We start from the raw sequence: 17,739 nt of genomic DNA on the forward strand, positions 1-17,739 counted from the left end.
GAAATACAGGATACGAAATAGTCGTGCGTGCGCGTGCGAAACTCGGCCAGATGATTATTACCGATGCCAGGCTCAACGGTGTCCGCACCGCAGTAATCATCGACACCGGAGCGCAGAATTCGATGGGCAATCTTGCCCTGCTGAAAAAACTGCGCAAACGGGCCGAAAAGGAAATGGAGAGCACCGATGTCCACGGCATTAAGGTAAAGAGCAATCTTGCCGTCGCCGAGAGACTGGTCATCGGCGAAATGGAACTGCAGGATGTTCCAATAGGGTTTGCCGACAGCCCCGCCATGGAAGCATTGGGATTTGCGGACAAGCCCGCTCTCATCCTCGGCATGGGCAATCTCCGTCTGTTCGAACGGGTTGCCATCGACTTCGCCACCCGCCGCGTGCTGTTCGACCTGCCGGGCGGCACCTATCGCCGGGACCTGCTGCGCGACCAGTTCATGGCCTCACGGGTGAAGTCGTAATCTTGCCCATCGGGCCTCTGGCCCCCAGATAGCTGGCGATGCCGCCCGATACGATCACTTCCGACCAGCGGCAGGACGCCGAGAGCTGGTCGATGCTCAAGCGTTTTCTCCCCTATCTCTGGCCGCGCGACAACCATGCCCTGCGCTGGCGGATCGTAATCGCGCTTGTGCTGGTCCTGCTGGCCAAGGGCATCGTTCTGGCCGTACCCTTTGCCTACAAGGACGCGGTCGATTCCATGTCGAGCCCGGACAATCAGGCTGCCATGGTCGCCATGGCACTCGTGCTCGCGTATGCGCTTGGCAGGTTTGCGGGCACCGCTTTCGACAACGTGCGCAACATCGTTTTCGAACGCGTCGGGCAGGAAGCAACGAGGCATCTAGCCGAAGATGTTTTCCACCGACTCCACCGTCTCTCTCTGCGCTTCCATCTCTCGCGCCGCACGGGCGAGGTGACCAAGATTATCGAACGTGGAACCAAGAGCATAGATTCGATGCTCTATTTCCTGCTGTTCAACATCGCCCCCACCATCATCGAACTGATCGCAGTAGGCGTGATCTTCTATATCAACTTCGGTCTGGGGCTGGTCACGGCCACCGCTTTTACCGTGGTCACGTATATAGTCGTTACCCGGCAGATCACCGAATGGCGCACCAAGCTCAGGCGCGATATGAACGATCTCGACGGCCAGGCGCTTTCGCGCGCAGTGGATTCCCTTCTCAACTACGAAACGGTGAAATATTTCGGGGCCGAGCGGCGCGAGGAGGCGCGCTATGCAAAAGCGGCCCGCGCCTACAGCGAGGCGGCGATCAAATCCGATGCCTCGCTCGGCATGCTCAATATCGCGCAGGCTTTCATCACCAACGGCCTCATGGCCGGAGCCATGGCCTATACCGTATGGGGCTGGAGCCGCGGAGAGTTGACGGTGGGCGACCTCGTTTTCGTGAACACCTATCTCGTCCAGCTCTTCCGCCCGCTCGATCTGCTCGGGTTCGTATATCGGACGATCCGCCAGGGTTTGGTCGACATGGCCGAGATGTACAAGTTGATAGATACGCCCGTAGAGGTGCAGGACATACCGGGGGCTCCCGCCCTGATCGTGAAACGTCCTTCGATCACTTTCGACCATGTCGTTTTCGGATACGAACCCGAGCGTACTATCCTTCACGGCCTTACCTTCGAGGTCCCGGCGGGTAGTCACGTGGCTATTGTCGGTCCGTCCGGCGCGGGCAAGAGCACGATCGCCCGGTTGCTGTTCCGTTTCTACGATCCGCAGAAAGGCCGCATCCTGATCGACGGGCAGGATATCTCCCGGGTCGCGCAGGACAGCCTGCGATCCCACATCGGTATCGTCCCCCAGGATAGCGTGCTGTTCAACGACACCATCGGCTACAACATCGCCTATGGTCGCGAGAATGCGAGCATCGAAGAGATCGAGCATGCGTCTCGCGCCGCGGCGATCATGCCGTTTATCGAGCGCTTGCCCGAAGGGTTCGAAACCGAAGTGGGCGAACGCGGCCTGAAACTTTCCGGCGGCGAGAAGCAGCGGGTCGCCATTGCACGCACCCTGGTGAAAGATCCGCCGATTCTCCTGCTCGATGAGGCAACCAGCGCACTCGACAGCCGAACCGAGCAAGACATCCTACGCACGCTGAACAAGGTGAGCGAACACCGCACCACCCTCGCCATTGCGCACCGGCTGTCGACTATCGCAGATGCGGATCGCATCCTCGTGCTCGATCACGGGCGCCTGGCCGAGACCGGAACGCATCGCGAGTTGTTGAGTAAAGGCGAGCTGTATGCCGAGATGTGGGCTCGCCAGCAGGCGGAAGAAAGCGAGAGCGCGGCTGCTCTTGCCTAGCGGCTCCGAAGGAAGGACTCGGCGTCACGCCAGGAACCACAGGACCTATGGCAAGATGTCGAAGTGGTAAACATCCTCTCGCTTGCCGAGCTTCGTATAAAGCGCGACCGCTGGACCATCGACAGGATCGGCCTGAACATAGACCGCCCAGGCGCCGGCATGACGCGCAATGTCGTCAAGCACTTCGATCAGTTTCGTGGCCACGCCTTGGCGACGATGCAGCTCGTCGACCGCCAGATCGTAGATATAGAATTCCCGGCGGCCTTCGATCTTGTCGAGACGATAGGCGACCAGACCGCCAACCACCGCTTCCTCGTGCAAGGCCACGAGTGCGACATTCCTCTCGTCCCCGAGCCAGTCTGCACGTTGCCGAACTGACGCACCGGAACAGTCCAGGATGTCCGGATCGGGGAAGACCCGCGCGAAGAAGCGGTTCAGTTCGTCGAGCTGTTCCCCGTCCGACGGACCAAGGCGCGCATAATCCACCATGCTACAGGATGTACTTGCTCAGATCCGTATCACCGGCGAGGTCGTCGAGCCGTTCGCGGACATAGGCGGCATCGATGGTGATTGTCTCGCCCTTGTGTTCTTCAGCCTCGAAGCTGATGTCTTCGAGCAGACGTTCCATCACCGTCTGCAGTCTGCGGGCACCGATGTTTTCGAGACTCTCGTTTACACGCGCGGCGATCTTGGCCACCTCGGCAATCGCCTCGTCGGTAATGTCGAGCGTGACGTCCTCGGTCCCGATCAAGGCCGTATACTGCTGCGGCAGATTGGCACGGGTTTCTGTCAGGATACGGACGAAATCTTCCTCCGTCAGCGCGCGCAGCTCCACACGGATCGGCAGGCGGCCCTGAAGTTCGGGGAGCATGTCCGAAGGTTTGGAGACATGAAAGGCGCCGCTTGCAATGAAAAGCACGTGGTCGGTCTTCATGGGTCCGTATTTGGTGGCGACCGTGGTGCCCTCGATCAGCGGCAACAGGTCGCGCTGCACACCTTCGCGGCTCACCGAACCGCCCCGCACATCGCTTACCGCGATCTTGTCGATCTCGTCGAGGAAGACGATGCCGTTGGTCTCCGCATTTTCCAGAGCAACGCGGTTCACATCGTCCTGGTCCATGCGCTTTTCGGCCTCTTCCTCCACCAGCCGGTCCCACGCATCGGGGACTTTCAGCTTCCGGCGCTTGAGATTTGACTTGCCCATCGCCTTGCCGAGCATGTCGGAAAGGTCGATCATGCCGACGTTGCCGGGCATGCCTGGAATTTCCATATTGCCCGCCGGCTGATCCTTGACCTCGATTTCCACTTCGGTGTCGTTCATCGCGTTCTGGACCACGCGTTCGCGAAAGGCCTCGCGGGTCGCCTCGCTGGCGTTTTCGCCTACGAGGGCGTTCAGAAGCCGCTCCATCGCAGCCTGGCTGGCGCTTTCACGCACGGCCTCGCGGCGGCGCTCCTTCTCCAGCCGAATGGCTTCCTCGGCAAGGTCGCGAGCAATCTGTTCGACGTCGCGGCCGACATAGCCGACCTCGGTAAACTTGGTCGCTTCCACCTTTACGAAGGGCGCCTCAGCTAGCTTCGCGAGTCGACGGCTGATTTCGGTCTTGCCGCAGCCGGTGGGGCCGATCATCAGGATGTTCTTGGGCGTTACCTCGTCGCGCAGGTCACGGTCGAGCCGTTGGCGGCGCCAGCGGTTGCGCAGGGCCACGGCGACGGCGCGCTTGGCGTCCTTCTGACCGATGATGTGTTCGTCGAGAGCGGCGACGATCGCCTTGGGGGTCAAATTGTCCATGAAATCTTTCAGACCGCTGGTTAGACGGTTTCTAGGGTCACATTGCCATTGGTGAAAACGCAGATGTCGGCGGCGACTTGCATCGCCTTGCGCGCGATAACCTCGGGATCGTCCTCATATTCGGAGATCGCCTTGGCTGCAGCCAGCGCATAGTTCCCGCCCGAACCGATTGCGGTGATCCCGCCCTCGGGTTCGAGCACGTCACCATTGCCGGTGAGGACGAGGAGATTCTCCTTGTCCGCCACGATCATCAAGGCCTCGAGGTTGCGCAGGTATTTGTCGGTGCGCCAGTCCTTGGTCAGTTCGACCGCAGCACGCAGCAACTGGCCACTATACTGCTCGAGCTTCTTCTCGAGCCGTTCGAACAGGGTGAAGGCATCTGCGGTCGCCCCGGCAAATCCGGCAACGACCTTGCCGCTCTCTCCGATCCGGCGGACCTTGCGGGCATTGGGTTTCATCACCGTATTGCCCATGGAGACCTGCCCGTCCCCCGCAATGACGATCCGATCGCCCTTGCGAACGCCGATAATGGTGGTTCCGTGCCACTGGGTCAGCCCATGGCGATTGTCCTGATCACTCATGCCGCGCGATATGGGGTGTGCGGCATGGGGGTCAAGACGCGTTCAGGTGCCGGGGCCGCCCGCGCCGCCCTGCCCGCCGAGACCCGGCTGGCCGACCGTGCCGATGTTTCCGAACAGGTCTTCGAGGAAGCCTCGCTCCCGGCCCAGGGTCGGCGTCTCGTCGCCATCTGGCGTGAGATAGACCACCTGATCGAGCCCGGATCGCTCTGCCGAAACAACGTCACCGTCCGGACCGAACTTTACCGCCAGAACCTGGTGCGCCTGGACGCGAGGCTTGACGAAAGGTTTGCGGCCCGTCGTCGACGACACGTAGTACCATGTCGGATCGCCGAACTGGCTGGTGAAAGTCGGGCGGCCCAGTGTCATTTCGACGCTGCGCTGGTTGTCGATCCCCGGCTGCACCGAATTCAACAAAATACTGTCCACCACATAACCGCGCGATTCGCGGATAGAGGAGCATGCGCCCATCGTAAGGCCGGCTGCGACCAGCAAGGTGGCGCCAAGGATTTTCGTGGTCCTCATGGGAACTGCTTCAACTCCGTATCTCCGGCGCGCTTGGCCTGTGCGACCTCGCACCCTATATGCGCGAGCGACGCCCTAAACCGCTGCGCCGCAGCTTGCAACGTGCGTGTGATTGCGCGGTGGGGATGGCGGTTTGAATTGCCGCTGAACGAACCGGAACGAAAGCTCTATCCGATGTCCCTATTCGCCCGCCTTTTCGGCACCCAGCAAGACCCGCGAGAAGAGTGGCGCCCGCTCTGGCACACTATCGTCGAACAGGCGCGGGAGCCGGATTGGTATCGCATGTGCGGTGTTGCCGACACCGTCGAGGGCCGGTTCGACATGATCACACTCGTGCTCAGTCTCGTCATGCTGAAAATGGAACAGGATGGAGAACTGGCACCGCAAACCGCACTCGTCACCGAACTCTTCGTCGAAGACATGGAAGGCCAGCTACGCGAAGCGGGGATCGGCGATCCCACGGTAGGCAAGAAGATCGGCAATCTCATGAGCAGCATGGGCGGCCGCCTGGGTACATACCGGCATAGGCTGGCGGACGAGGATCGCGCCGCGCTTGCCGAAGCGCTGAAGCGCAATGTCACCATGGCTCAGGAGGACGAGGCGGAGGCACTGGCCGAACGCATGATCAGACTGCACAAGCGACTCCGACGCAGCAGCGCGGAACAGCTTCGGGCCGGAGAGATTGCGGCATGAGCGAAGGTAATGAACTCGTCCGGTTGATCAGGCCGCGGGCCCTGCCGGCTACAAAAATGATCGTGGAGGCGAACGAAGCGGAGTGCGCCGCGCTTGCGAAGCGTTTCGGCGTCACTGCGATTCACTCCCTCGGCGCGGAAGTCGATTTCGGCAACCGGGACGAAGCCGTGCTGGTCGATGGGATTCTCACCGCGACGATCGAACAACCCTGCGCCGTTACGCGTGAAAGTCTTACCTATGATGTTACCGAGCCCTTTTCCTTGCGCTTCGTCCCAGCCAGCCAGACGCCCGAATATGAAGAGGACGAGGAATTCGAGCTGACCGAAGAGGAACTCGACGAGGTCGAATATGAAGGCGACAGCTTCGATCTCGGTGAGGCAATCGCTCAGACCCTGGGCCTTGCAATCGACCCATATCGCGAAGGTCCCGACGCAGATGCGGTGCGCAAGGAAACCGGTATCCAGAGCGACGAGGCCTCCCAACCCAGTGGTCCTCTGGCCGAAGCGCTGGCGGCGCTCAAGAAAGGTTGAGTGGACTCGCCGGGCGATTCTCACGAAGGGGAGGTAGGAAGGCCAATCGAACCGGCTGGGCATGCCGGAACGTAAATGGATGCTGACGTGTTCGAACAACCATGACCGACACCCGCATAGAAACCGATTCCATGGGCGAGGTCCGCGTGCCCGCAGAACGTCTGTGGGGCGCTCAGACCCAGCGCTCGCGGGAAAATTTCCGCATTGGCGAGGAGAGCATTCCGCGCGAACTGATCCACGCTTTGGGACTGGTGAAATGCTCCGCTGCGGTCGCCAACCGGAAGCTCGGCCTGCTCGACGATGCGGTTGCCGAAGCGATCCAGCAGGCGGCGCAGCGCGTCGCTTCGGGCGAGCTTGACGAGGACTTCCCCCTGTCCGTCTGGCAGACAGGGTCGGGCACGCATACCAACATGAACGCAAACGAGGTTATCGCCAATCTCGTCAATCAGTCGCTTGGCGGAGAACTGGGCAGCAAGACACCCGTCCATCCCAACGATCACGTCAACAAAAGCCAGTCCTCGAACGATACCATCCCCACCGCGATCCATGTCGCGGCCGTCCTGGCACTCAGCGAGACGCTGATACCGGCACTTGAAGCCATGCTCGCAGAGCTGGAGGCCAAGTCGAAAGCCTGGAGCGATCTGGTCAAGATCGGCCGTACGCATACACAGGATGCAGTGCCTCTCACGCTGGGTCAGGAGTTCTCCGGCTATGCGCAGCAGGTGCGCGCCGGCATCGAGCGCATCGCGCAAGTTCTGCCCGGCCTGCTCGAAATAGCGCAGGGCGGCACCGCCGTCGGAACCGGACTAACTGCCCCGCAGGACTTCGGACAGATGGTGGCCGAAGAACTGGCAAAAGCGACCGGTCACCCCTTCGCCTGTGCGCCGAACCGCTTCGAAGCGCTGGCCGGCCAGGACGCGCTGGTCTTCGCTCATGGTGCGCTGAACACGCTGGCTGCGAGCCTTCACAAAATCGCTAACGACATCCGCCTGCTCGGCTCCGGCCCGCGGTCGGGCCTGGGCGAACTCGCCCTCCCCGCCAACGAACCGGGCAGCTCGATCATGCCGGGCAAGGTCAATCCGACCCAGGTCGAGGCCCTGACGCAGGTCTGCGCGCAGGTCTTCGGCAATCACGCGGCGATCACCTTTGCGGGCAGCCAGGGACAATTCGAGCTCAACGTCTATCGCCCGCTGGTGGCGTATAATTTCCTCCAGTCGGTCAGGCTCCTCGCAGATGCCTCGCGGAGCTTCACCGATCACCTCCTCAAGGGGCTCGAGCCCCGGCGGAAGAATATTGCCGCAGGAGTCGAGAACTCACTTATGCTGGTAACGGCCCTCGCGCCGGAGATCGGCTACGACAAAGCAGCCGAAATCGCCAAGCGCGCCCATTCGGAAGGTTCGACACTTCGCGAGGCGGCCATAGCCAGCGGCTTCGTGAGCGAAGCGGACTACGACCGCATCGTGCGTCCCGAGGACATGGTCGGTCCGACCGATTGAAACACTTCGCTCGCGAGACTAGCGAGACCCACTTTCCCGATCTTGACCGAGATACCCGCGCCATCGCAGGCTTCGGCGTCTTTGCAAGAAATCGGCCGTGCTTTGAAATCAAGGTCGGCGGGGTAGGGAATCGCAGTGGTTAAGCGCCCGCATACTGCACCGGATTTAACCAGCTATTGCCTCCGGTCAGCGCTGCTTGTCTGGATTGGAAGAAACGCCTCCGTCTACCGAACCGCCGCCAAGGGCCACGAATAACGTCGCGCGATTTTGCAGCCAGGCACGCTGGATGGCGAGCAATTGCTGCTGTGCGCTGAACAGATTGCGTTCCGCATCGAGGACTTCGAGATAGTCGGCGACCCCTTCGCGATAGCGCAAACGGGCTATGCGGGCGATATCTTGCTGCGCCTCCACGGCGGTTTCAAGTGTAACCAGCTGTTCGGCGAGATAACGTATTGAGCGGTGCTTCGCCAAGCTCAAATGCTCGCGCCGCCTCGCAACCCGATACGACAAAACCTCAGCAAGCTATCTCGGCTTCATACATATCGCCGCCGCCCGCCTCTGGACCAATCAGTTTGTCAACAGGGCCTAGAACGGAATATCGTCGTCCAGATCGTCGTAGTTCGAACCGCCGCTGGAGCCGCCGGACTGGCCGCCACCACTGCGCCAGTTGTCGCCGCCGCCCGAAGACTGGCTACCGCCGTAATCACCGCTGCGCGGACCGCCGCCACCTGATCCGCCGCCTTGCGCACCGTCGAGCATGGTCAGCGTGCCGTTGAGGCCGCGCAGCACGACTTCGGTCGAATAGCGATCGTTACCCTGCTGGTCCTGCCATTTGCGCGTCTGGAGCTGGCCTTCGATATAGACCTTGCTGCCCTTGCGCAGGAAACGTTCGACCACGCCGATCAGGCCTTCGGAGAAGATCGAGACGGTGTGCCACTCTGTGCGTTCCTGCTTTTCGCCGGTGTTGCGATCCTTCCAGGTTTCGCTGGTGGCGACGCGCAGGTTCGCGACCTTGCCACCATTCTGGAAGCTGCGGATTTCCGGGTCTGCGCCCAGATTCCCGATCAGCATTACTTTGTTGAGGCTACCGGCCATCGAATCGTTCCTTCGTGATTACTTGCGCATGGCCTAACCGAGGCGGCGGTCCGGTTCCAGTTCGCAGAAAGGCGTTTCCACCGGAGCGGAGCTAAAGCCCGAGGCTGACCGCAATCCAATAGGTGGCGCCTGCTGCAATCCATGCGAGCGCAAAGAGGTAAAGCACCATCACCGTCGGCCATTTCCACCCGTTGGTTTCCCGCCGTGCCACCGCGATGGTCGACAGGCACTGCGGCGCAAACACGAACCACGCAAGGAAAGCGAGCGCCGTGGGAAGGCTCCACAGGGCCGCGATCTTTTCGGTAACGCCCAGGGCTGCGACTTCCTCGTCTTCGGCATCGACCGCATAGGTTGTCGCCAGAGCCGAGACGGCCACTTCGCGCGCGGCGATTGCGGGAACCAGCGCCAGGCTCATCTCGCGGTTGAAGCCGACCGGTTCGAGGACGGGATGCAGCGTGTCGGCGACAGCCCCTGCGTAACTAGCATCGAGCTGGCTTTCGCCCGGTTCGGCCTGCGGGAAACTCAACAGCACCCACAGGGCGATAGTCGCCATGAAGATGATCGTACCGGCGCGGCGCAGGAATACCCAGGCGCGCTGCCAAAGCCCGATGGCAAGGTCCCTTATCCGCGGCATCTGATAACGCGGCAACTCCATGATGAAGCCCGATGCAGTACCCTTGGTGACGGTACTGCGCAGCACCAGTGCGACCACCATCGCTCCGACAATGCCGGCAACATAGAGCGCGAAGAGAACCAGCCCCTGCAACCCGACGCCGGGTCCGACCGTGGTCTGCGGGATGACTGCTGCGATGATGACTGCATAGACCGGCAGGCGCGCCGAACAGGTCATCAGCGGTGCGATCAGGATCGTGGTCAGCCGGTCCTTCGGATCGCTGATGCTGCGTGTCGCCATGATGCCGGGAATGGCGCAGGCGAAGCTAGAGAGCAGCGGAATGAAGCTCTTTCCGGAAAGGCCGACGCTGGCCATCAACCGGTCCATCAGGAAGGCCGCACGAGCCATGTATCCGCTTGCCTCCATCACGAGGATGAACGCGAACAGGATCACGATCTGCGGCAGGAAGACGACGACCGAGCCGACGCCCGCCAGCACGCCCTCCGTCAGAAAATCGCGTGCCAGTCCCGGCCCCATGGCTGCAATGACGCCTTCGGACATTGCGCCCACGCCGCCTTCGAGCGCGTCGGCAAATGGCGTCGCCCAGGCGAAAACCGCCTGGAAGATCACGAACAGCAGGCCGAACAGGATTACCGGCCCGATCCATGGATTGAGCAATATTCTGTCGACGCCGTTCTCGATCGTATGGCGCGTCGATTTCGAAAGGATCGCTCCGCGCGCCATGTGCTTGGCGGAAAGTCGCCGCTCCGGCAGCGTCAGGTGCCAGCGGGTGTGTGCTTCCTCATGCGCGTGGGTCTCCGCCTCCGCAATCGCGGCACGCAGTTCCTCGATACCGCGGCGACGCACCGCGACGGTCGGGATTACCGGAACACCGAGCGCTTCCGAAAGAGCGGCCGGATCGAGTGTCAATCCGTCGCGTTCGGCGAGGTCGACCATGTTGAGCGCGACCACGGTCGGCCGCCCAAGTTCGAGCACTTCCTGTGCAAAGACGAGGTGCTGTTCGAGGTTCGCGGCATCGATCACGATCACCAGAACATCGGGAACGGCTTCGCCTTCGAATGTGCCCTTCACGACATCGCGCGTTACCGCTTCGTCGGGACTGGCAGCATCGAAACTGTAGGAACCCGGCAGGTCGAGCAGTTCGACCGGTTCGCCGCTGGGCAGCGCCAGGCGTCCTGCCTTACGCTCGACCGTAACCCCGGCATAGTTGGCAATCTTCTGGCGGGCCCCGGTGAGCGCGTTGAACAGCGCAGACTTGCCCGAGTTAGGGTTGCCGACGAGAGCGGCGGTTAGTTTCCGGCTCATACCGCCTCCACCGAGATCGCGTGCGCGTGCACGCGGCGAATGGCGACTGTCATGTTGCCCAGACGCATGGCAATCGGATCGCGACCTCCGAATACCCCGCGATGAAGGATGGCCACTTCCGCACCTTCATCGATTCCAAGTGCCTGAAGCCGCTTGGCCTCATCCTCGGCGAGGCTGCTCCAGTCCACGCCCGTTATGCGCGCGCTACGTCCGCTTTCGAAACCGTCCAAAGTCATGAGCCGCCCCTGTCAGATCGGTCGATCTATTGCAACCGATTATCAATAGCGGCTCAGCGAGCCGGATAGCGAAGTCTGCCCAGAAAACGGGTGATGCTGAAGGTCTCGCGATCGGGATTGAGCCACTTCGCCTTCGCCTTTTCGAACTTCATCACCCCGTCGATTCGCCGATCGAGAAAGGCGCGGGTTTCGGCCTTGCCCTCGCTCGTATCGTCCACGAACACGGCCAGCGTTGCCCCATAGATCGAGGCCAGGATCGCCCGCTTGGTATAGTGATTGTAGTCGGTCGCGGCATCGCCTGCCAGCCGCCACATCATATCCGCGGTGCGCCAGCCACGCTTGGTCGACTGCGCAACGTTCTGCGGCATGGCGATGATGGCAAGTGCGCGGCGCAAGGCCTCTTCCTGCCCGGTCACCGCATCGAGCCGGAACTGGACGAGCGCGCGGATTCGTTCGCGAATCTTCATCGGAGCGACGACGTCTTCGGGAAAGGCTGCCGCCATCGCGATATCGACGGCTTCGATCCAGGCGAAAACCATATCGATCGGGCCACCCTTGAAGGCCAGCCGGGCCACATCGACATCGGCCCCCATCTGCTGGGCCGCCATGGTCACCGCCTCATCAGTCCAGCCATCGAATATCGCGGCGTCGGCGATTGCGGGGGCCAGCGCGAGACGGAGTTCGTCGAGCGTCAGATCGGCTATGTCGGGTGCGGCTTCGGCCATCAATTGGGACCGTAGGTTTCGGCGTCGCCTTCATCGGCACCTTCGGCCTTTTCGATGGCCTCGAGAACGCCGGAACGCGCTCCCATCAGCGCAGCATAGTCTCGCGCGGACCGGCCGGAATTATCCGTTCGGTCGGGATTTGCGCCATTCTTGACGAGCATCTCGATCATCTTCAGATCACGGCGATGGACGGCGCTGATGAGCGGGGTTTCACCTGTGGAGTCGGACACGTCGATGTCGGCCCCGCCCTGAACAAGCCGCTCGACCCCTTCGATAAAGCCGAGCTGTGCGGCAATCTGTATGGGATAGACTCCGTTTTTGTCCGCAATGTCGGGATTGGCGCCGCGCTGGAGGAGGAACTTGACCCAGGTCAGGTCCCGCCTCTGTACGACCGCATGCAGCGCGGTCTCGCCCGTGGTCACTTCGCGCGCATTGACGATGGTCGTACCCGGCTCGTCGAGCATCTGCGTTGCGACCGTTCCGTCACGATCGCGGACGGCCTTGATGAACTTGTAACCGTCGCTCTGGAATTGTGCGGCCAACGGACTTGCCAGCATGGCCAGCCCGGCACCTGCGATGACCAAACCCCGTTTCACCCCGATTATACGCACAGCGACTGTTCTCCGTTTCGATTATTCGCAACAAGCTTGAGGGCGTCCCCTTGAACAGACGCCGTTAGCAGACCATGAACCACCCTGTCATGCGCTTTACCAACCTCGCCGCCCCCATCGCCATTGCCGCGCTCATGCTGGCCGCATGTTCGCAGGAAACGCAAACTACCGGTTCGGAAGCCCCGCCGCTCGAAGGCGCGGCCATCGGCGGCGATTTCACGCTGACGGGCGAAACCGGCGAACCGGTCAGCTTCTCCGATTTCGACGGGCAGTATCGCACCGTCTATTTCGGCTATGCCTACTGCCCGGACATCTGCCCGACGGACAACCAGCGGGCCATGGCCGGGCTCAAGCGGTTCGAGGAGGAAAGCCCCGAGCTCGGCGCCAAGGTCCAGCCGCTCTTCGTCAGCATCGATCCAGAGCGTGATACGCCCGAAGTCCTCACCGAGTTCACCGATGCCTTCCACCCGCGCCTGATCGGCATGACCGGGACGAAGGAACAGCTTGATGCCGCAGCCAATGCCTTTGCCGTCTACTACAGCCGGGGCGAGGAAACGGAATCGGGCGGATATCTGATGGACCATTCCAACATCACCTATCTCTTCGGCCCCGACGGAAACCCGCTGGCAATGCTGCCGACCGACGAAGGGCCCGATGCGGTGGCTGCGGAACTGGCGAAATGGGTGCGTTGAGGGAACGCTTCTGGGAACGCCCCCTGTCCGATCTTTCACGCGAGGAATGGGAGGCTTTGTGCGATGGCTGCGGGCGGTGCTGCCTCCACAAGGTCGAATATGAAGACACGGGCGAGATCGAGGAGACCAACGTCGCCTGCAGCCTGCTCGACTGTCAGACCGCGCGCTGCAAGGACTACAGGCACCGCAAGGCCTTCGTGCCCGATTGCCTGCGCCTGACGCTCAAGCTGGTCGACCGGGTGCCCTGGCTGCCCGACACCTGCGCCTATCGCAGGCGGGCGGGAAACCGGCCGCTGCCCCGCTGGCATTACCTGATATCGGGCGATCGCGAAGCCGTGATCCGCGCGGGCGTTTCCGTGGCCGGGCGGGTGATCAGCGAGAACGAGGCGGGCCCTCTCGAGCATCATATCGTCGAATGGGGCGATGGCGAGAATTGCGGCGAGGAAGACGCCGCATGATCGAATGGCTGCGCGACTGTAAGCTAGAGCCGCAGATCGAGATCGCCGGACGCATCCTGCCGATCGAATTGCGACGCCATGCGACTGCCCGCCGCCTAACGCTCCGCCTCGCCCCGGATGGCAGCACGGTGAAGATCACCTTGCCGCGCTGGTGCGCTACGAAGGAAGCGATCGCCTTCGCCCACGCGCGGACCGAATGGCTTGCGAGCCAGCTCGCCAAGGTTCCCGAGCCTCGCGATCCGGTTGCCGAGCGCGCCCTGGATTATCGCGGAGCGCGGATCGCCATCGAGTGGAGCGCCGACGCGCCGCGCAAGCCTTCCATGGACGGGGACCGCCTGATCGTCGGCGGACCGGAGGAAACTCTTGGGAAACGCCTTGCCCGGTGGCTGGAGCAGCAGGCGCTCGCCCTGTTCGAGGAAGACGCCGCCTTCTATTGCGCGCGCGCCGGACTTCCTCCTGCTCCCGTCCGCCTGACCCGGGCGCGCCGCCGCTGGGGAAGCTGTTCGAGCGAAGGCGTCCTCCGCCTCAACTGGCGGCTGGTACAGGCACCCGACCATGTTCGCCGCTCGGTCGTGGCACACGAAGTCGCCCACCTCGTCCATTTCGATCATTCGCCCGCGTTCCACGCGCTGCTGGACCGGATCTACGAGGGCGAGATCGACGCCGCCAATCGCTGGCTTTCGCAGCGCGGACGCGCACTCTACGCCAGCTTCAGCTAGCGGAAATCCCCGAAGGCTACTATCTGTGGCCTATGCGCTTTCGAACGAGATTCAATGCAGCCGGCGGGATCGCCGATTTCTGGAACGAGTGGAAGAAGCCAACGCCCTATCGCTGGCCGATCCTCGCTCTCTCCTTCGCCATTTCCGGCACGATGTTCTACTGGCTGACCAAGGAAGAATATTACTATCCGCCCGAGGTGCCGCAGGTCACCTATATCACGACCTTCGCCGAAGGCCGGACCGACGAGGAAATCCGCCAGTCGAACATCGAGAACCAGCGCCGCAAGGATGAACTCGAGGCAGAGCGCGAGCGTATCGAACAGCGCCGGCGCGACCTCTACAAGAGCCTTGGCGCGGCAACCGGTCTCGATGTCGAGGCGATGGAAGCCGAGGCGGAAGCCGAACGCGCTGCGGAAGAACGGGCCGAACGCGAACGGCTGGCAGAACTTTTCGGCGAAAGCGACGAGCAAACGGACGGCACGGTTGAAACCGCAGGCGAGTGATCTGCGCTGGCTGGAGGCTGCGGCCCGGCTCGCATCGCGCGCGCGCGCGCAGTCCAGCCCCAACCCCGCGGTAGGCTGCATCCTCGTGAAGGACGCCCGCGTGATCGGGCGCGGCTGGACGCAGGATGGCGGCAGGCCCCATGCAGAAGCCATGGCTCTCCGGCAGGCTGGCGAAGGCGCAGCGGGAGCCACCGCCTATGTCACGCTCGAACCTTGCGCCCACCGCTCGGATCGCGGCCCTGCCTGTGCCGACCTGCTGGTCGAAGCCGACGTCGCACGCGTGGTCATCGGAGCGCAGGATCCCGATCCGCGCACTGCCGGGGAAGGTATCGCCCGGCTCCGCGCCGCCGGGATCGAAACGAGCATTCTTGCCTCTCCCCAGGTCGAGGACAGCCTCGCGGGCTATCTCACCCGGGCACGGTATGGGCGACCCTTCGTCACGCTCAAGCTCGCCATGTCGCTCGACGGCTGCATCGCGCTTGCCGACGGGTCCAGCCAGTGGATCACCGGCGAGGAAGCCCGCGCGCATGTCCATTCGCGCCGCGCCATGAACGATGCGATCCTCGTCGGCGGGGCGACCTGGCGGCACGACCTGCCCCAGCTCGACGTGCGTCTGGACGGTCTGCAGGATCGCAGCCCCCTGCGCGTCCTGCTGACCCGCGGCATTCCGCCAGACGGGGTGAAGGTCATCAACGCTCCGGCGCAGATCGCAACGCTTGGCGATGTGCAATATCTCTATGTCGAAGGCGGCGCGGGTGCGGCGGCCAGCTTCCTCTCCGCAGACCTCGTCGACCGGCTGGAAATCTACCGCGCGCCGATCCTGCTCGGCAAGGGAATGCCCGCGCTGGGCGACATCGGGCTGCAAAGCCTCGCCGGGGCACATGGCCGCTGGCAGCAGGTGGAGAGCCGCCAGCTTGGCAGCGACCGCTTCACCGCCTATCGCCGCACCAGACAGGAGGCTTAACGCAGATATGTTCACCGGCATCGTCACCGCCATCGGTACCATCGAAAGCGTCGAGCAGCGCGGCGATACGCGCATCCTCGTGGCCTGCCCCTTCGATCCGGGCGCGATCGAGATCGGCGCCTCCATCTCCTGCTCTGGCGTGTGCCTCACCGTGGTCACGCTGGGCGGCGAAAAGGGCGATGCCCGCATCGGCTTCGACGTATCGAGCGAAACAGTCTCGCGCACCGTGCGGGGCATGTGGGAAGAAGGCCGCAGGCTAAATTTCGAACCCGCGCTGCGGCTTGGCGACGAACTCGGCGGCCATCTGGTCACCGGCCATGTCGATACCGTCGGGGAAGTGGTCGCGAAGAACGAAAAGGGCGGCTCCTGGCAGCTCGCCATCCGCATCAGCCGCGCTTTCGCCCCCTTCGTGGCGGAAAAAGGCTCGATCACGGTCGACGGCGTATCACTGACCGTCAACGACCTGCGCGACCGCAGCGACGGCACCTGCGACTTCTCGCTGAACATCATCCCCCACACCGCCGAAGTGACGACACTGGGCGATCTGGCAGAAGGCGACCGCGTCAACCTCGAGATCGACGTGCTGGCACGGTATCTGAAGCGGATGCAGAGTCTGGCGGGGTAGCGTCAGGCAAGGACGACACCTCTGGCATACTGGCTGCATTACACGAATTTTCGCCGCAATCTGCCTGTCAGCTTGCGACGTCATAGCTGAGTAGCACGGTGATCCTTTCGCCGACCACTTTGAGCCTCCATCCCGACTGCTAGGTGTCGTGGGAGTCGCACGAAAGCGGACGGCGCGCGTCTTCGATGCTTCAGCAGTGCAAGCGTCTTCAGGCACGCCGTCCCGGAAGATCCGCTGACTACACCCAATAGCCTGCAAGCCTCCTTGTCGAAAGACTATGTTTAGTTGAACCGTGGAAGAATTCCGGACACTCAAATGGCAGGTTGAAGAAATTCCCAGTTCATATATTCGGGTGTCAGAACATTAATGGCCTCATTAGGTTTCGTGGACAAAGCTTGACTGGGGACTCGGACCTTGATTCAAGGCTGGCTTTTGGAGGCGGCCTTGGGCGAACGGATCGGCGTTACGGACGAAGAGTGGGAAGTGATCGGGGCGCTGCTGCCGCCTGAACGGGGGCGAGGCTGCCGCCCGGCACAGGATAACCGTCCCTATTTTGAAGGCATGATGTGGATCGCGCGAACCGGCGCGCAGTGGCGACACCTGCCGGACGAGTATGGCAAGTGGAACAGCGTCTTCCGGCGCTATCGACGATGGGTTACGACCGGCGTGTTCGATGCCATGCTGGAGACGCTGGCCGAGCTGGCGGGGCGCGACACAGCCGCCGACATGATCGATAGCACTGTGGTCCGGGCACATCATTGTGCCGTCGGCATAAAAAGGGGACTCAACAAACCGAGGCGCTTGGTCGATCGCGCGGCGGCTTCACCACCAAGCTCCACGCCAGGTGCGATGCCAGAGGTCTCCCGCTCGGCTTCGTGCTGACACCGGGACAGGCGCACGATGTGCAGGGCTTCGCTCCGCTGTTCCGCATGATAACCGATCGGATCGAGGCCTTCCTGGCTGATCGGGGATACGATGCCGATGCGATCCGCGAGGAAATCGAGGCCGCAGGCGCCGAGGCGGTGATCCCGGCCAAGGCGGGCCGGCGCGACCCCGTCCCGCACGACCGCGCCAAATACAAATGGCGCAACCTGATCGAGCGCCTGTTCAACAAACTCAAGAACTGGCGGCGCGTTGCGACCCGATACGACAAAACCAAGGAATCCTACCTTGGCTTCGTCGCGCTCGCCTCAGTCAAACTCTGGATACCCTTTGTCCACGAAACCTAG

Annotated in this window: 21 protein-coding genes and 2 pseudogenes (1 of these 23 cut by a window edge); 13 read left to right on the top strand and 10 right to left on the bottom strand. The window is 62.4% G+C overall.

Annotation, left to right across the window (positions count from 1 at the left end; all coding sequences use genetic code 11):
• Both AC13CE_RS03885 and AC13CE_RS03890 read left to right on the top strand, forming a co-directional pair.
• Positions 1–473, top strand: the final stretch of a protein-coding gene (locus AC13CE_RS03885) for a retroviral-like aspartic protease family protein (protein ID WP_482971549.1). 502 nt of this gene lie to the left of the window's left edge; 473 of the gene's 975 nt are visible here — the last part of the coding sequence; the start codon falls outside the window, past its left edge; it ends in the stop codon at positions 471–473.
• A gap of 38 nt (positions 474–511) precedes the next feature.
• A complete protein-coding gene (locus tag AC13CE_RS03890; RefSeq protein WP_482971550.1) occupies positions 512–2,332 on the top strand; it encodes an ABCB family ABC transporter ATP-binding protein/permease in 1,821 nt (606 codons plus the stop codon).
• Between the two features lie 45 nt (positions 2,333–2,377).
• Here the strand turns inward: AC13CE_RS03890 and AC13CE_RS03895 are convergent, their stop codons facing one another.
• The 4 genes from AC13CE_RS03895 to AC13CE_RS03910 are packed head-to-tail and all read right to left on the bottom strand — an operon-like array spanning position 2,378 to position 5,224.
• On the bottom strand, positions 2,378–2,821 hold the full coding sequence (locus AC13CE_RS03895; RefSeq protein ID WP_482971551.1) for a GNAT family N-acetyltransferase: 444 nt from the start codon (positions 2,819–2,821) through the stop codon (positions 2,378–2,380).
• 1 nt (position 2,822) lies between these two features.
• Positions 2,823–4,121, bottom strand: coding sequence for an ATP-dependent protease ATPase subunit HslU (gene hslU, locus AC13CE_RS03900; protein ID WP_221539582.1), 1,299 nt, complete (start codon positions 4,119–4,121; stop codon positions 2,823–2,825).
• 20 nt (positions 4,122–4,141) lie between these two features.
• The gene (gene hslV, locus AC13CE_RS03905) at positions 4,142–4,702 is read right to left on the bottom strand and encodes an ATP-dependent protease subunit HslV (protein ID WP_282098544.1); all 561 of its coding nucleotides are present in this window, start codon (positions 4,700–4,702) and stop codon (positions 4,142–4,144) included.
• A gap of 42 nt (positions 4,703–4,744) precedes the next feature.
• The gene (locus tag AC13CE_RS03910; protein ID WP_473821980.1) at positions 4,745–5,224 is read right to left on the bottom strand and encodes an outer membrane protein assembly factor BamE; all 480 of its coding nucleotides are present in this window, start codon (positions 5,222–5,224) and stop codon (positions 4,745–4,747) included.
• Positions 5,225–5,398: 174 nt separating this feature from the next.
• Between AC13CE_RS03910 and AC13CE_RS03915 the strand changes: the two genes are divergently transcribed.
• The 3 genes from AC13CE_RS03915 to fumC all read left to right on the top strand — a co-directional run bounded on the left by AC13CE_RS03915 (position 5,399) and on the right by fumC (position 7,943).
• Positions 5,399–5,917, top strand: a complete 519-nt coding sequence (locus tag AC13CE_RS03915) for a ubiquinol-cytochrome C chaperone family protein (protein WP_482971552.1) — start codon at positions 5,399–5,401, stop codon at positions 5,915–5,917.
• Positions 5,914–6,447: a YceD family protein gene (locus AC13CE_RS03920; protein ID WP_482971553.1), complete on the top strand. Its 534-nt coding sequence runs from the start codon at positions 5,914–5,916 to the stop codon at positions 6,445–6,447. The genes AC13CE_RS03915 and AC13CE_RS03920 overlap by 4 nt, the downstream gene beginning before the upstream one ends.
• A gap of 101 nt (positions 6,448–6,548) precedes the next feature.
• Entirely contained in the window at positions 6,549–7,943 is a 1,395-nt protein-coding gene (fumC, locus tag AC13CE_RS03925) for a class II fumarate hydratase (protein WP_482971554.1), read from the top strand.
• Between the two features lie 186 nt (positions 7,944–8,129).
• Here the strand turns inward: fumC and AC13CE_RS03930 are convergent, their stop codons facing one another.
• A complete protein-coding gene (locus AC13CE_RS03930; protein WP_482971565.1) occupies positions 8,130–8,354 on the bottom strand; it encodes a TolC family protein in 225 nt (74 codons plus the stop codon).
• Positions 8,355–8,394: 40 nt separating this feature from the next.
• Between AC13CE_RS03930 and AC13CE_RS03935 the strand changes: the two are divergent.
• A pseudogene (locus AC13CE_RS03935) lies at positions 8,395–8,532 on the top strand (transposase); the annotation flags it as partial.
• Here AC13CE_RS03935 and ssb read toward each other — a convergent pair.
• The 5 genes from ssb to AC13CE_RS03960 all read right to left on the bottom strand — a co-directional run bounded on the left by ssb (position 8,529) and on the right by AC13CE_RS03960 (position 12,534).
• Positions 8,529–9,038 (bottom strand): single-stranded DNA-binding protein, encoded by a 510-nt coding sequence (gene ssb, locus AC13CE_RS03940; protein WP_473822025.1) that lies wholly within the window; start codon positions 9,036–9,038, stop codon positions 8,529–8,531. The pseudogene AC13CE_RS03935 and the gene ssb overlap by 4 nt on opposite strands.
• A 91-nt stretch (positions 9,039–9,129) precedes the next feature.
• Entirely contained in the window at positions 9,130–10,977 is a 1,848-nt protein-coding gene (feoB, locus tag AC13CE_RS03945; RefSeq protein ID WP_482971555.1) for a ferrous iron transporter B, read from the bottom strand.
• Positions 10,974–11,213 (bottom strand): FeoA family protein, encoded by a 240-nt coding sequence (locus AC13CE_RS03950; RefSeq protein WP_482971556.1) that lies wholly within the window; start codon positions 11,211–11,213, stop codon positions 10,974–10,976. Before AC13CE_RS03950 ends, feoB begins: the two co-directional genes overlap by 4 nt.
• A gap of 53 nt (positions 11,214–11,266) precedes the next feature.
• Entirely contained in the window at positions 11,267–11,938 is a 672-nt protein-coding gene (locus tag AC13CE_RS03955; RefSeq protein WP_482971557.1) for a COQ9 family protein, read from the bottom strand.
• Positions 11,938–12,534: an ankyrin repeat domain-containing protein gene (locus AC13CE_RS03960; RefSeq protein WP_345719447.1), complete on the bottom strand. Its 597-nt coding sequence runs from the start codon at positions 12,532–12,534 to the stop codon at positions 11,938–11,940. Before AC13CE_RS03960 ends, AC13CE_RS03955 begins: the two co-directional genes overlap by 1 nt.
• 89 nt (positions 12,535–12,623) lie before the next feature.
• On the opposite strand from AC13CE_RS03960, the gene AC13CE_RS03965 reads away from it, so the two are divergent.
• From AC13CE_RS03965 to AC13CE_RS03995, 7 genes and pseudogenes are all read left to right on the top strand, one after another.
• Complete coding sequence (locus AC13CE_RS03965; protein WP_482971558.1) at positions 12,624–13,241, top strand: SCO family protein; 618 nt, start codon at positions 12,624–12,626, stop codon at positions 13,239–13,241.
• On the top strand, positions 13,229–13,699 hold the full coding sequence (locus AC13CE_RS03970) for a YcgN family cysteine cluster protein (protein ID WP_482971559.1): 471 nt from the start codon (positions 13,229–13,231) through the stop codon (positions 13,697–13,699). The genes AC13CE_RS03965 and AC13CE_RS03970 overlap by 13 nt, the downstream gene beginning before the upstream one ends.
• Positions 13,696–14,418: a M48 family metallopeptidase gene (locus tag AC13CE_RS03975; RefSeq protein WP_482971560.1), complete on the top strand. Its 723-nt coding sequence runs from the start codon at positions 13,696–13,698 to the stop codon at positions 14,416–14,418. Before AC13CE_RS03970 ends, AC13CE_RS03975 begins: the two co-directional genes overlap by 4 nt.
• 32 nt (positions 14,419–14,450) lie before the next feature.
• Positions 14,451–14,921, top strand: coding sequence for a hypothetical protein (locus AC13CE_RS03980; RefSeq protein ID WP_482971561.1), 471 nt, complete (start codon positions 14,451–14,453; stop codon positions 14,919–14,921).
• A complete protein-coding gene (ribD, locus tag AC13CE_RS03985) occupies positions 14,902–15,885 on the top strand; it encodes a bifunctional diaminohydroxyphosphoribosylaminopyrimidine deaminase/5-amino-6-(5-phosphoribosylamino)uracil reductase RibD (RefSeq protein WP_482971562.1) in 984 nt (327 codons plus the stop codon). The genes AC13CE_RS03980 and ribD overlap by 20 nt, the downstream gene beginning before the upstream one ends.
• Before the next feature lie 7 nt (positions 15,886–15,892).
• Positions 15,893–16,510, top strand: a complete 618-nt coding sequence (locus tag AC13CE_RS03990; protein WP_482971563.1) for a riboflavin synthase — start codon at positions 15,893–15,895, stop codon at positions 16,508–16,510.
• 483 nt (positions 16,511–16,993) lie between these two features.
• Positions 16,994–17,739, top strand: a pseudogene (locus AC13CE_RS03995) (IS5 family transposase).

The organism is Qipengyuania sp. B-5 (assembly GCF_056857815.1).

Excerpts from the sequence above, each read along its gene's own strand:
- AC13CE_RS03890 (WP_482971550.1), top strand. The coding sequence starts at position 512 with ATGCCGCCCGATACGATCACTTCCGACCAGCGGCAGGACGCCGAGAGC.
- AC13CE_RS03895 (WP_482971551.1), bottom strand. The coding sequence starts at position 2,821 with ATGGTGGATTATGCGCGCCTTGGTCCGTCGGACGGGGAACAGCTCGAC.
- hslU (WP_221539582.1), bottom strand. The coding sequence starts at position 4,121 with ATGGACAATTTGACCCCCAAGGCGATCGTCGCCGCTCTCGACGAACAC.
- hslV (WP_282098544.1), bottom strand. The coding sequence starts at position 4,702 with ATGAGTGATCAGGACAATCGCCATGGGCTGACCCAGTGGCACGGAACC.
- AC13CE_RS03910 (WP_473821980.1), bottom strand. The coding sequence starts at position 5,224 with ATGAGGACCACGAAAATCCTTGGCGCCACCTTGCTGGTCGCAGCCGGC.
- AC13CE_RS03915 (WP_482971552.1), top strand. The coding sequence starts at position 5,399 with ATGTCCCTATTCGCCCGCCTTTTCGGCACCCAGCAAGACCCGCGAGAA.
- AC13CE_RS03920 (WP_482971553.1), top strand. The coding sequence starts at position 5,914 with ATGAGCGAAGGTAATGAACTCGTCCGGTTGATCAGGCCGCGGGCCCTG.
- fumC (WP_482971554.1), top strand. The coding sequence starts at position 6,549 with ATGACCGACACCCGCATAGAAACCGATTCCATGGGCGAGGTCCGCGTG.
- ssb (WP_473822025.1), bottom strand. The coding sequence starts at position 9,038 with ATGGCCGGTAGCCTCAACAAAGTAATGCTGATCGGGAATCTGGGCGCA.
- feoB (WP_482971555.1), bottom strand. The coding sequence starts at position 10,977 with ATGAGCCGGAAACTAACCGCCGCTCTCGTCGGCAACCCTAACTCGGGC.
- AC13CE_RS03950 (WP_482971556.1), bottom strand. The coding sequence starts at position 11,213 with ATGACTTTGGACGGTTTCGAAAGCGGACGTAGCGCGCGCATAACGGGC.
- AC13CE_RS03955 (WP_482971557.1), bottom strand. The coding sequence starts at position 11,938 with ATGGCCGAAGCCGCACCCGACATAGCCGATCTGACGCTCGACGAACTC.
- AC13CE_RS03965 (WP_482971558.1), top strand. The coding sequence starts at position 12,624 with ATGAACCACCCTGTCATGCGCTTTACCAACCTCGCCGCCCCCATCGCC.
- AC13CE_RS03970 (WP_482971559.1), top strand. The coding sequence starts at position 13,229 with ATGGGTGCGTTGAGGGAACGCTTCTGGGAACGCCCCCTGTCCGATCTT.
- AC13CE_RS03975 (WP_482971560.1), top strand. The coding sequence starts at position 13,696 with ATGATCGAATGGCTGCGCGACTGTAAGCTAGAGCCGCAGATCGAGATC.
- AC13CE_RS03980 (WP_482971561.1), top strand. The coding sequence starts at position 14,451 with ATGCGCTTTCGAACGAGATTCAATGCAGCCGGCGGGATCGCCGATTTC.
- AC13CE_RS03990 (WP_482971563.1), top strand. The coding sequence starts at position 15,893 with ATGTTCACCGGCATCGTCACCGCCATCGGTACCATCGAAAGCGTCGAG.